We start from the raw sequence: 13,763 nt of genomic DNA, 5'->3' as shown, positions 1-13,763 counted from the left end.
CTAAAATCCTCCTTAAGAGCTTTTAATTAGTAATGTATAGAGTGATAGAAAGTGAAAGCAAGCTCTCACTTCCTCATCTTACAATAGTAGTTATACTTGAGTTAAGTGGCAAAATCAATTATTCGCCTTTATTTTTTTTGATAATTTCTTCAGCGATGCTCTTCGGCACTTCTTCGTAGTGATCCATGAACATTGTGAACGTACCGCGTCCTTGCGTGTTAGAACGAAGGGCAGTAGCGTAACCGAACATTTCAGCAAGAGGTACCATCGCACGCACAACTTGAGCGTTACCGCGAGCTTCCATACCTTCTACGCGTCCGCGACGAGAAGTAACATCACCCATGATGTCTCCCATGTATTCTTCAGGAATAACAACTTCAACTTTCATGATTGGTTCAAGAAGAACTGGGTTACATTTGCTGACTGCATTTTTCAATGCCATAGAAGCAGCGACTTTAAACGCCATTTCGTTTGAGTCAACATCATGGTAAGATCCATCAAAAAGTTTCGCCTTGATGTCGATTAGCGGGAATCCGGCTAGGACACCATTTTCAAGAGAGTCTTCAAGACCTGCTTGTACGGCTGGGATGTATTCACGAGGAACAACACCACCGACGATTGCGTTTTCGAATTCAAAGCCAGCGCCTTCTTCGTTCGGTTCAAATTCGATCCAAACGTGACCGAACTGACCGCGTCCGCCTGATTGACGTACGAATTTACCTTCAACTTTTGCACCGGTACGGAATGTCTCACGGTACGCAACTTGAGGAGCACCAACGTTAGCTTCAACTTTGAACTCACGCTTCATACGATCAACAATGATATCAAGGTGAAGCTCACCCATACCAGAGATGATTGTTTGACCCGTTTCAGGGTTTGTTTGTGTACGGAATGTAGGATCTTCTTCAGCAAGTTTCGCTAAAGCGATACCCATTTTATCTTGGTCAGCTTTTGATTTAGGCTCAATCGCTACGTCGATAACAGGCTCTGGGAATTCCATTGATTCAAGGATTACAAGATCCTTTTCATCACATAGAGTATCTCCAGTAGAAGTATCTTTTAGACCTACAGCAGCTGCGATGTCTCCAGCGTAAACAGTAGAGATCTCTTCACGGCTGTTAGCGTGCATTTGAAGGATACGTCCTACGCGCTCACGCTTGCCTTTTGTAGAGTTCTTTACATATGAACCGGAATCAAGTGTACCGGAATATACGCGGAAGAATGTCAGCTTACCGACATAAGGGTCAGTCATAACTTTAAATGCAAGTGCAGAGAACGGCTCTTCATCAGAAGAATGACGAACGATCTCTTCATCTGTGTCAGGACGTACACCTTTGATTGCAGCAACATCAGTTGGCGCAGGAAGGTAGTCAAGAACAGCATCAAGTACAAGCTGAACACCTTTGTTTTTGAAAGCAGATCCAACAAGTACAGGGTAGAATTCAACATTCAGTGTACCTTTACGGATAGCAGCTTTCAGTTCAGGGATAGTGATTTCTTCACCTTCAAGGTACTTTTCCATAAGCTCTTCATCAAGCTCAGCTACAGCTTCAATCAGGCTGCTGCGAAGCTCTTCAGCTTGCTCTTTGTACTCTTCAGGGATTTCTTTCGCATCTGAACGAGTTCCAAGGTCATCTTCGTAGAAATACGCAACGTTTTCTACTAAGTCGATGATACCTTCGAAGTTGTCTTCAGCGCCGATCGGCAATTGAATTGCGTGAGCGTTAGCTTGAAGACGGTCTCTTAAAGTGCCTACAGAGTAAAGGAAGTCTGCGCCGATTTTGTCCATTTTGTTGACAAATACAACACGCGGTACTCCGTAAGTTGTTGCTTGGCGCCATACTGTTTCTGTCTGAGGCTCAACACCTGATTGAGCATCAAGTACGGCAACCGCACCATCAAGTACACGGAGTGAACGTTCAACTTCAACTGTGAAGTCTACGTGTCCCGGTGTATCGATGATGTTTACACGGTAACCTTTCCACTGTGCAGTCGTTGCTGCAGAAGTGATTGTGATACCGCGTTCTTGTTCCTGCTCCATCCAGTCCATTTGCGAAGCACCTTCGTGAGTTTCGCCAATTTTGTGGATACGGCCTGTGTAGAACAAGATCCGTTCTGTAGTAGTCGTTTTACCGGCATCAATGTGAGCCATGATCCCGATATTACGAGTTTTTTCTAAGGAGAACTCTCTTGCCATTGGGTAATTTCTCCTTCCTTATTAGGGAATTATTATTTTGATTATATGAATCCTACCAGCGGTAGTGAGCAAATGCTTTGTTCGCTTCTGCCATCTTGTGAGTGTCTTCACGTTTCTTAACGGCAGCACCAGTGTTGTTAGCTGCATCAAGAATTTCGTTAGCCAGGCGCTCTTCCATTGTTTTTTCTCCGCGAAGACGCGCATAGTTAACCAACCAGCGAAGACCAAGAGTTGTACGGCGTTCAGGACGAACTTCTACAGGCACTTGGTAGTTAGCTCCACCTACACGGCGTGCTTTTACTTCAAGTACAGGCATGATGTTTTTCAATGCTTGTTCGAAAACCTCCATTGCATCATTGCCAGTGCGTTCTTTAATGATATCGAATGACTTGTATAGGATTGTTTGAGATTTACCTTTTTTACCGTCGATCATCATTTTGTTGATCAGGCGGGATACCAGCTTAGAGTTGTAAAGCGGATCAGGTAAAACATCTCTTTTTGCTACAGGACCTTTACGTGGCATCTGAATATCCTCCCTTCATTGTTTTAATGATTTATTATTATTACTTTGCTTTAGGACGTTTCGTACCGTATTTAGAACGGCCTTGCGCACGGTTTTCAACTCCGGCAGTATCAAGCGCGCCACGAACGATGTGGTAGCGTACCCCCGGTAAGTCTTTTACACGTCCGCCGCGGATCAGTACAACGCTGTGCTCTTGCAGGTTGTGACCGATACCAGGAATGTAGGCAGTAACCTCGATTCCGTTAGTCAAACGAACACGAGCATATTTACGAAGTGCTGAGTTCGGTTTTTTCGGTGTCATTGTACCCACACGAGTACATACCCCGCGTTTTTGTGGAGAAGATACGTTAGTGTGCTCTTTTTTAAAGCTGTTGTATCCTTTGTTTAGTGCAGGTGACTTAGAGTTTTCAACTTTGCTCACGCGTCCCTTGCGAATTAGCTGATTAATTGTAGGCATGTTGTGTTCCTCCCTTCATTACGTTTTATAACCCACATACCCAGGTGGTTCATCATTAGGCAAAAAACAATGTCTTTACACAAGATTGATATCTTATATAAAAACAAAAAGTACGCTATAACATAATGGCAACAGCTGCTGCTCCCACTTCAATTCCGCAGGCTTTGCCGAGCTTTTTCATGGAATCCACCATACAGACAGCGGTATTTTGGTTCTTTGCAAGCTGGATAACGCCAGCCGTAAGAACTGAATCCGCGTCTTTTGCCACGACGACTTCCTTCACTGAACCTCGTTTTAGAGCTTTCACTGTTTGCTTCGTACCAATAATAATTGATTTGGCCTGTGATACTTTATCATAAGACATAAACATATCCTCCAAAGTAACAGGTTTTATTTCGAGCACCTTGGTTATATTATCACTCTGCGGGACGGATGTCAACAACGTATGACATTTTTTAGTGCAGTCCCCCGCCAGAATAATTGTAATACTGAGGAAAAGCTGTCGAAACAGCCTTTCCTGCAGCAGTTTCTGTTATTCAGCCGGAACCATATCTTCTGAAGGCTGAACGTTTGAAACAGGTTTTACTTTTCTGTAATTCATCATACCGGTACCGGCCGGAACCAGTTTACCGATGATGACATTCTCTTTCAGGCCGAGAAGTTCATCGCGCTTGCCTTTAATCGCAGCATCTGTAAGAACGCGTGTTGTTTCCTGGAATGATGCGGCAGACAAGAATGAATCCGTCTCGAGTGAAGCTTTCGTGATACCGAGAAGGACAGGACGGCCTGTAGCAGGTCGATTGCCTTCAAGCAGCACTTTTTTGTTCGCTTCTGTAAATTGGTGAATATCAAGCAATGTGCCAGGGAGAACATCAGTATCTCCGGCATCGATTACACGGACTTTGCGAAGCATCTGGCGAACCATTACTTCTACGTGTTTATCGCCGATTTCAACCCCCTGCATACGGTAAACCTTCTGAACCTCATGCAGAAGATATTCCTGAACCGTCGTCAGGTCAGTGACTTTAAGAAGTTCTTTCGGATCGATTGAACCTTCTGTCAGCACTTGACCGCGGGTAATCTGATCACCCTCAGCCACTTTCAGGCGTGAGTTGTAAGGTGCCGTATATGAACGGGTCTCAACAGCGCCCTGAACAACAATCTCCTGCTGTTTGTCGCGGACTTCATTGATTTCGGCAATTGTACCGTCAATCTCAGAAATCGTCGCTTGACCTTTAGGATTACGCGCTTCGAAAAGCTCTTGGATACGCGGAAGACCTTGTGTGATATCGTCTCCGGCAACCCCGCCTGTGTGGAACGTACGCATCGTTAACTGTGTTCCAGGCTCACCGATAGATTGAGCGGCGATAATACCTACTGCTTCGCCGACTTCAACATCAGTTCCGGTTGCAAGGTTTCGTCCGTAGCATCGTTTACATACACCATGAGGAGTGTTACATGTGAACGCGGAACGGATCCACACTTCTTCGATTCCGGCTTCAACGATTTCCAGCGCTTTATCTTCATCGATCAATTCATTTTCGTTAATGAGCACAGCACCCGTTTCAGGATGTTTGATCTGTTTTCTGGCGAAACGTCCGATCAGACGCTCTTCCAGACGCTCGATGATTTCCGTGCCTTCTTTGAGCGGTTTTGCAAGAATACCGCGGTCTGTTCCGCAATCTGTTTCACGAATGATAACATCCTGCGCAACATCAACAAGACGGCGTGTAAGGTAACCTGAGTCAGCAGTTTTCAGGGCGGTATCGGCAAGACCTTTACGCGCACCGTGAGTGGAGATAAAGTACTCCAATACTGTCAGACCTTCACGGAAACTTGATTTAATCGGCAATTCAATGATTCGTCCAGCCGGGTTGGCCATCAGACCGCGCATACCCGCAAGCTGTGTAAAGTTAGATGCGTTACCACGGGCTCCTGAATCACTCATCATGTAGATCGGGTTGACTTCGTCTAATGATTTCATCAGTTTGCCTTGGATAACATCTTTCGCTGAACTCCAAATTGAAATGACTCTTTCATAACGTTCTTCTTCGGTGATTAAACCGCGTCTGAACTGTTTCAGAACATTATCCACTTTGCTTTGTGCTTCTTCAAGGATTTCCTGTTTATCATCGAGAACGACGATATCAGAAACCCCTACTGTGATGCCGGCTTTCGTTGAATATCTGAAACCGAGGTTTTTCATGCGGTCAAGCATTTTAGACGTTTCCGTGATATGGAATCGTTTAAAGATTTCCGCGATGATTTTACCCAAAATACCTTTTTTAAACGGTGCGTTGATCGGCTGCTCAGCAATCACAGCTTTTACGTCAGCACCTTTATCTAAGAAGAAACGGTCAGGTGTCTTCTCTTCAATGTTGCTCTTCGTTGGTTCATTCATGTAAGGGAATGATTCCGGAAGAATTTCATTGAAGACGAGCTTACCGACAGTTGTAATTAACAATTTTGAACGCTGTTCTTCAGTAAATGTCACATTCTTAAGGGAGTTCGCTGCAACAGCTACTCTCGTATGAAGGTGAACATAACCGTTTTGATAAGCAAGAAGCGCTTCGTCCGTATTTTTGAAAACCATACCCTCGCCGACTGCTCCGGCGCGCTCAAGCGTCAGGTAGTAGTTTCCTAATACCATATCCTGAGACGGCGTAACAACCGGTTTACCATCTTTAGGGTTCAAGATGTTTTGGGCCGCAAGCATCAGAATGCGCGCCTCAGCTTGAGCCTCAGCTGATAAAGGTACGTGAACCGCCATTTGGTCACCGTCAAAGTCAGCGTTATAAGCTGTACATACTAACGGGTGAAGACGGATGGCGCGTCCTTCAACAAGCGTCGGTTCGAAAGCCTGGATACCTAATCTGTGAAGAGTAGGGGCACGGTTCAGTAAGACCGGATGCTCCTTAATGACAGATTCAAGTACATCCCATACTTCAGGCTGCACGCGTTCGATTTTGCGTTTTGCGCTCTTGATATTGTGAGCAAGGCCTTTTTCAACAAGCTCTTTCATGACGAAAGGCTTGAAGAGCTCAAGCGCCATTTCCTTCGGCAAACCGCACTGATACATTTTCAGATGCGGACCTACGACGATAACGGAACGGCCTGAGTAGTCTACACGTTTACCGAGAAGGTTCTGACGGAAACGCCCTTGTTTCCCTTTCAGCATATGAGAAAGAGATTTAAGCGGACGGTTACCCGGTCCGGTAACCGGACGGCCGCGGCGTCCGTTGTCAATCAGAGCGTCGACTGCTTCCTGAAGCATACGTTTTTCGTTCTGAACGATGATGCTTGGCGCGCCGAGGTCTAACAGACGTTTTAAACGGTTATTACGGTTGATGACACGACGGTAAAGGTCGTTCAGGTCAGACGTTGCGAAACGTCCGCCGTCAAGCTGAACCATCGGTCTTAATTCAGGCGGAATAACCGGAAGCACGTCAAGGATCATCCAAGACGGCTTGTTTCCTGAATTACGGAAGGCTTCAAGCACTTCAAGGCGTTTGATCGCACGTGTACGGCGCTGTCCTTGAGAAGTCTTCAGCTCTTCTTTTAACATATCAACTTCTTTGACAAGGTCGATGTCCTGCAGAAGTTTATTAATGGCTTCCGCACCCATAGAGGCTTGGAATTTGTTTCCGTACTTATCCAGATACGCACGGTATTCCTTTTCAGATAAAAGCTGTTTCTTTTCGAGCGGTGTATTGGCCGGGTCAGTTACGACGTAAGAAGCAAAGTAAATAACTTCTTCCAGCGCACGCGGTGACATATCCAATACAAGACCCATACGGCTCGGAATACCTTTGAAATACCAAATGTGAGAAACCGGGGCAGCCAGTTCAATATGCCCCATTCTCTCACGACGGACTTTAGCCCGCGTTACTTCAACTCCGCAACGGTCACAAACTACGCCTTTATAACGAACCCGCTTGTACTTGCCGCAATGACATTCCCAGTCCTTAGTCGGTCCGAAAATGCGTTCGCAAAACAGGCCGTCCTTTTCAGGTTTCAACGTACGATAGTTTATCGTTTCAGGCTTTTTCACTTCACCAAAAGACCATGAACGGATTTTATCCGGTGAAGCAAGACCGATGTTCATATACTCAAAATTGTTCACATCTAGCAAGGGGCCTACCTCCCTTTTTATCTTCGGATTAACCGATGTCACTTGCCTTTATCAATCAGAGACTATTCTTTCGTTACTGCGTCACGTTCAACGTCTGGAGATGCTGTTTCTTCCGGCGCTTCATCACCTGATAATGCAAGGCCGTCAGCCTGTTTCGCATCTTCCTCGTCTTCTAGATCTCTCATTTCTATTTCTTCTTCATCGCCTGAGAGGATTTTTACGTCCATACCTAAGCTTTGAAGCTCTTTGATCAATACTTTGAATGATTCCGGAACACCAGGCTCTGGAACATTGTCGCCTTTGACGATGGCTTCATATGTTTTCACACGTCCGACCACGTCATCGGACTTCACAGTCAGGATTTCTTGAAGCGTGTAAGCTGCGCCGTAAGCTTCAAGCGCCCAAACCTCCATCTCACCGAAACGCTGTCCGCCGAATTGGGCTTTACCGCCGAGAGGCTGCTGCGTAACAAGTGAGTAAGGACCTGTAGAACGGGCATGAAGTTTATCATCAACCATGTGCGCCAGTTTGATCATGTACATGATTCCGACTGATACACGGTTGTCGAACGGTTCTCCCGTACGGCCGTCATAAAGAACTGTTTTAGCGTCTCTTGACATGCCTGCTTCTTCAAGTGTTTCCCACACATCTTCTTCACGCGCGCCGTCAAATACAGGTGACGCGATGTGAATGCCGAGGTAGCGGGCAGCCATACCCATGTGAAGTTCTAATACCTGACCGATATTCATACGTGATGGTACACCCAGCGGGTTAAGCATGATATCGATCGGCGTGCCGTCAGGAAGGTAAGGCATATCTTCTTCAGGAAGAATCTTCGAGATAACCCCTTTGTTTCCGTGACGTCCGGCCATTTTATCACCTTCAGAAATCTTACGTTTCTGAACGATATATACGCGTACAAGCTGGTTCACTCCCGGAGGAAGTTCGTCGCCGTCTTCACGGTTGAAGACTTTTACGTCGTGGATAATTCCGCCGCCGCCGTGAGGCACACGGAGAGAAGTATCACGGACTTCACGCGCTTTTTCTCCAAAGATCGCATGAAGAAGGCGTTCTTCAGCCGTAAGCTCAGTTACACCTTTAGGCGTTACTTTACCTACGAGAAGGTCTCCGTCGTTGACTTCCGCGCCGATACGGATAATTCCGCGGTCATCAAGGTTGCGAAGCGCGTCTTCCCCTACGTTTGGAATATCGCGGGTGATCTCTTCCGGTCCAAGCTTTGTATCACGTGCTTCTGATTCATATTCTTCAATGTGAATAGATGTGTATACATCATCTTTCACAAGGCGTTCACTCATGATGATGGCATCCTCATAGTTGTAACCGTCCCATGTCATGAAGCCGACCATTACGTTGCGGCCGAGAGCAAGTTCACCAAGCTCCATTGAAGGTCCGTCAGCAAGGATTTCTCCTTTGACTACTTCATCGCCGACACTGACGATCGGACGCTGGTTGTAGCACGTACCTTGGTTGGAGCGGACGAATTTCAGCAAGCTGTACTTATCCAGGTTGCCTTTTACTTTTTGACCGTCAATTTCTTCATAGCGGCGCACCCATACGTTTTTCGCTTCCACCCGTTCTACGATACCAGGGTGTTTACAAATAACGGCTGCACCGGAGTCTTTACCGGATACGTATTCCATACCCGTTCCGACGATCGGAGCTTCCGGCTGCATCAAAGGCACAGCCTGACGCTGCATGTTCGCTCCCATGAGGGCGCGGTTCGAGTCATCGTTTTCCAAGAACGGAATACATGCTGTCGCAGCAGATACAACCTGTTTAGGAGATACGTCCATGTAATCCACGCGGTTGCGGGCTACAACGGTGTTTTCCCCTCTGAAACGCGCTACGATGCTGTCATCCAAGAAAGAACCGTCATCGCTCAGCTTAGCATTCGCTTGGGCTACGACATAGTTATCCTCTTCATCAGCAGTCAGGTAGTCGATTCTAGGCGTTACTTTTCCTGTTTCAGGATCAACGCGGCGGTATGGCGTCTCAATGAAACCAAAGCGGTTTACTTTCGCAAATGATGACAATGAGTTGATCAAACCGATGTTAGGGCCCTCAGGCGTTTCAATCGGACACATACGGCCGTAGTGAGAGTAGTGAACGTCACGTACTTCCATACCTGCGCGCTCACGTGTCAAACCGCCCGGTCCGAGAGCTGACAGACGGCGTTTGTGCGTCAATTCAGCAAGCGGGTTCGTCTGATCCATGAATTGAGAAAGCTGTGAGCTTCCGAAGAACTCTTTAATAGACGCAATAACAGGTCTGATGTTAATCAGCTGCTGCGGCGTAATTGTATTCGTGTCTTGAATAGACATTCTTTCACGTACGACACGTTCCATCCGGCTTAAACCGATACGGAATTGGTTTTGCAGGAGCTCACCTACAGAACGCAGACGGCGGTTTCCGAGATGGTCGATATCATCAGTGTCGCCCACTCCGTGCAGGAGGTTGAAGAAGTAGCTGATAGAAGAAATAATATCAGCAGGCGTAATGTTTTTAATCGCCTCTTCGATGTAAGCATTGCCGATCACATTGATCGTCTGCTCTCCTTCTGCATCAGTAGGAGCATAGATTTTAATGGATTGAAGCATCACTTCATCCTCGACAACGCCGCCGTTAGGATAAAGCTTTCTGAAGCCGATTCCATTTTCTAAGTACGGCAGTACTTTATCAAGTGTTCTTCTGTCAAGAATCTGCCCTTTTTCAGCGAGAATTTCACCGGTTTCCGGATCCACCAGTGTTTCTGCAAGGCGCTGGTTAAACAGGCGGTTCTTGATATGAAGCTTTTTATTAATTTTATAGCGTCCTACATTCGCAAGGTCGTATCGCTTCGGATCGAAGAAACGGGAATCCAGCAAGCTTTTTGCGTTTTCTACTGTAGGCGGCTCTCCGGGACGAAGGCGCTCATAGATTTCAAGAAGCGCTTTGTCACTGTTTTCGGTGTTGTCCTTATCCAGTGTATTGCGGAGATATTCGTTCTCACCAATGAGATCGAGAATCTCTTGGTCGGAACCGAAGCCGAGAGCACGCAAAAGAACCGTAACCGGCAACTTACGTGTGCGATCAATGCGGACATACACAACATCTTTCGCATCAGTTTCGTATTCTAACCATGCGCCACGGTTTGGAATGACAGTCGCGGTAAAACCTTTTTTACCGTTTTTGTCTACTTTACCACTGAAATATACACTTGGAGACCGAACAAGCTGAGATACGATAACACGTTCTGCACCGTTGATGATAAAAGTACCGGTATCTGTCATAATAGGGAAATCACCCATGAAGACATCCTGGTCTTTTACCTCTCCAGTTTCTTTGTTAATTAAACGAACCTTCACTCTTAGCGGAGCTGAGTAAGTCACATCACGTTCTTTTGACTCTTCAACGGGATACTTAGGATCTCCTAAACTGTAGTCAATGAACTCTAGAGAGAGGTTACCAGTGAAATCCTCAATTGGTGATATGTCTTGAAACATCTCTCTAAGACCCTCATCAAGAAACCACTGATAAGAAGAGGTTTGAATTTCAATGAGATTTGGTAATTCTAACACTTCGCTAATGCGAGCATAGCTTCTGCGCTGGCGGTGTCGTCCATACTGAACTAGTTGACCTGTCAACTGATTCACCCCTCAAATCATGCGTATTATATGTGTAATAAGCATCTCTTACGATAAAGAAATACTTTTACAAGACAAAAGAAAAAAGGGTTTCTAATTAAGAAAACCACATCCAAAAACAAATACCGATTTTATTAGCATTTCCATGTTTGTATAATTTATACATGAACTATGATTATTTGAGCATATCATGCAAAATATATACATTGGCATTTTACAATATTAACATAGCTGAAAATTCAAGTCAAACTTTTTTTGCTTTTATGATATAATAGCCTTTCTTTTTTTGAACTACAGAAACTTCGTCAAAAAGCTCCTTCAGTTTTTCAATGGCAGAAGGCCCGCCCTGTTTTTTCTGTATAACGATCCACAATTCACCTGAAGCCCTTAAATGCTCAGCGCTTTTTTCAAAAATGGCATGGACAACTTTTTTTCCGGCGCGGATTGGGGGGTTTGTAATAATAGAAGCAAATGTTTGAGCAGAATCAATATTTGAAAATAAATCACTCTGATAAATCCGAACGTTTTTTATTCCGTTTTTTTCTGCATTTTCATTTGACAGCTCTACGGCTCTTTCATTCACGTCAATCATGTGCACGGTCCGGTCTGTAAATGCACCGGCGAGCGACAGACCGATCGGGCCGTAACCGCAGCCTGCATCCAGGAAGTCACCATCGATCTCCGGCTCTTCAAACGCTTCAATTAAGACACGCGAACCGAAATCAACTTCCTTTTTCGAGAAAACGCCGCTGTCACTTGTGAATGTATAAGATCTGTTCCGCAGTGTAAATGACCATGTCTGTTTATCGCTTTTAACTGAAGGTTTTTCTGAATAATAGTGTTCACTCATTATTAGAACCTCCTTTTTTAATTGCACTTAAAGAAAAGCAAAGAAAAAGCCCGCCTCATAAAAGCGAGCTTCCCCTACAGGCAAGTGAAGATTACTTAACTTCTACAGAAGCGCCAACTTCTTCAAGTTTAGCTTTAAGCTCTTCAGCTTCTTCTTTCGCAATACCTTCTTTAAGTGGTTTTGGAGTGTTGTCAACAAGTTCTTTAGCTTCTTTCAAGCCAAGACCAGTGATTTCACGAACAACTTTGATAACTTTGATTTTCTGAGAACCTGCACCAGCAAGGATAAGGTCGAATTCGCTCTGCTCTTCAGCAGCGCCGCCAGCAGCAGCTCCGCCAGCTACAGCTACAGGAGCAGCAGCAGTTACGCCAAATTCTTCTTCGATTGCTTTTACTAGGTCGTTCAATTCAAGTACAGTTGCTTCTTTAACGGAAGCAATGATTTCTTCGATATTTAAAGCCATTTGAAATTCCTCCATTTGTATTATTTTAGGGTAAAATCAGATTAAGCGCCTTGTTCTTCCTTTTGGTCTGCAACTGCTTTAGCCGCAAGTGCAAGGTTGCGAACTGGAGCTTGAAGTACGCTAAGCAACATAGAAAGTAAGCCATCGCGTGAAGGAAGTTCAGCAAGAGCTTTCACTTCTTCAACAGAAGATACTTTTCCTTCGATAACGCCCGCTTTGATTTCCAGAGCTTCGTGATTTTTCGCGAACTCGTTAAGAACTTTTGCCGGAGCGACAACATCTTCAGTACTGAATGCGATCGCATTCGGTCCAGTTAAGACATCATTCAAACCATCAAGTTCAGCTTGTTCAACCGCACGGCGAGTCATTGTGTTTTTGTACACTTTGAACTCTACGTTAGCTTCGCGAAGCTGTTTACGGAGTTCAGTTACTTCAGAAACGTTAAGTCCGCGGTAGTCAACGATGATCGTTGATTTGCTTTCTTTCAGTTTAGAAGCAATCTCTTCAACAACAACTTTTTTTGTATCAATTGCGCTGCTCATGGTTACACCTCCTGTAGATTTTGTGTAACACTTATACCGCTAGGTGATCACGACTGTGACGACGATTTCATATAAAAAGCCTCCATGTGGACATGGAGGCTGTATATACAAGCATACGTAACGTAATAGCTGTGATATATATACACCTCGGCAGGATATTAAGCCTCAACGGCCCCTGCTGTCTACGGTATAAATGACATATTATATTTTACAACATTTTGAATCATATCAGAATGCTGATCTAAAGTCAAATATTATTTTACGTTGAAAGTAGAAGCGTCTACTTTGACACCAGGGCCCATAGTAGAAGTAACGGCAACGTTTTTCACGTAAACACCTTTAGCCGCAGCCGGTTTTGCTTTCAGGATTGTATCATACATTGTTGTGAAGTTCTCAACAAGTTTTTCATCCTCGAAAGAAACTTTTCCGATCGGAACATGGATGTTACCAGCTTTGTCAACGCGGTATTCTACTTTACCAGCTTTGATTTCGCCGATTGCTTTTTCTACTTCGAATGTAACAGTTCCTGTTTTAGGGTTTGGCATAAGACCTTTTGGTCCAAGCACACGGCCGATTTTACCGACTTCACCCATCATGTCAGGAGTCGCAACGATTACATCGAATTCGAACCAGCCTTGCTGGATTTTCGCGATGTAATCAGAATCGCCGACGTAGTCTGCACCGGCAGCTTCAGCTTCTTTTGCTTTTTCGCCTTTAGCGAATACAAGCACGCGCTGAGTTTTACCAGTTCCGTTAGGAAGTACAACTGCACCGCGGATTTGCTGATCGTTTTTACGAGGGTCAACCCCTAAACGAAAAGCAACTTCAACTGTAGCGTCGAATTTAGCTGTGTTTGTTTTTTTAGTAAGCGCCACTGCTTCAGCGACGTCGTAAGCTTTCGCACGGTCTACAAGCTTCGCAGCTTCAACGTACTTTTTACCTTTTTTAGCCATTT

10 protein-coding genes and 1 other annotated feature are annotated in these 13,763 nt (G+C 45.1%); all 10 genes read right to left on the bottom strand.

The features are described from left to right. Positions 1-118: 118 nt before the first annotated feature. Positions 119-2,197 carry an elongation factor G gene (gene fusA / locus ACWJJ5_RS18520; RefSeq protein ID WP_007410399.1) on the bottom strand — a complete coding sequence of 693 codons (2,079 nt, stop codon included), beginning with the start codon at positions 2,195-2,197 and terminating at the stop codon, positions 119-121. Between the two features lie 52 nt (positions 2,198-2,249). Further along, positions 2,250-2,720, bottom strand: a complete 471-nt coding sequence (gene rpsG, locus ACWJJ5_RS18515) for a 30S ribosomal protein S7 (protein ID WP_003156447.1) — start codon at positions 2,718-2,720, stop codon at positions 2,250-2,252. A 40-nt stretch (positions 2,721-2,760) separates the two neighbouring features. After that, a complete protein-coding gene (rpsL, locus tag ACWJJ5_RS18510) occupies positions 2,761-3,177 on the bottom strand; it encodes a 30S ribosomal protein S12 (protein WP_003156445.1) in 417 nt (138 codons plus the stop codon). Positions 3,178-3,292: 115 nt separating this feature from the next. Further along, positions 3,293-3,541 carry a 50S ribosomal protein L7ae-like protein gene (locus tag ACWJJ5_RS18505; protein WP_003156443.1) on the bottom strand — a complete coding sequence of 83 codons (249 nt, stop codon included), beginning with the start codon at positions 3,539-3,541 and terminating at the stop codon, positions 3,293-3,295. A 168-nt stretch (positions 3,542-3,709) separates the two neighbouring features. Further along, positions 3,710-7,309 carry a DNA-directed RNA polymerase subunit beta' gene (rpoC, locus tag ACWJJ5_RS18500; protein ID WP_007410398.1) on the bottom strand — a complete coding sequence of 1,200 codons (3,600 nt, stop codon included), beginning with the start codon at positions 7,307-7,309 and terminating at the stop codon, positions 3,710-3,712. Positions 7,310-7,371: 62 nt separating this feature from the next. Further along, a complete protein-coding gene (gene rpoB, locus ACWJJ5_RS18495) occupies positions 7,372-10,953 on the bottom strand; it encodes a DNA-directed RNA polymerase subunit beta (protein ID WP_003156440.1) in 3,582 nt (1,193 codons plus the stop codon). A 244-nt stretch (positions 10,954-11,197) separates the two neighbouring features. After that, entirely contained in the window at positions 11,198-11,803 is a 606-nt protein-coding gene (locus ACWJJ5_RS18490; protein WP_015388780.1) for a class I SAM-dependent methyltransferase, read from the bottom strand. Between the two features lie 91 nt (positions 11,804-11,894). After that, positions 11,895-12,266, bottom strand: a complete 372-nt coding sequence (rplL, locus tag ACWJJ5_RS18485) for a 50S ribosomal protein L7/L12 (RefSeq protein ID WP_003156436.1) — start codon at positions 12,264-12,266, stop codon at positions 11,895-11,897. A gap of 41 nt (positions 12,267-12,307) precedes the next feature. After that, positions 12,308-12,808, bottom strand: coding sequence for a 50S ribosomal protein L10 (rplJ, locus tag ACWJJ5_RS18480; protein ID WP_003156433.1), 501 nt, complete (start codon positions 12,806-12,808; stop codon positions 12,308-12,310). Positions 12,809-12,871: 63 nt separating this feature from the next. Beyond that, positions 12,872-13,014: a sequence feature (ribosomal protein L10 leader region), on the bottom strand. Positions 13,015-13,062: 48 nt separating this feature from the next. Next, positions 13,063-13,761, bottom strand: a complete 699-nt coding sequence (gene rplA, locus ACWJJ5_RS18475; RefSeq protein WP_003156431.1) for a 50S ribosomal protein L1 — start codon at positions 13,759-13,761, stop codon at positions 13,063-13,065. Positions 13,762-13,763: the final 2 nt, after the last annotated feature.

This window comes from Bacillus sp. JK74, from assembly GCF_053663395.1.
Note: the sequence above shows the minus strand (reverse complement) of the source record. Positions and strands in the feature narration are given on the sequence as shown.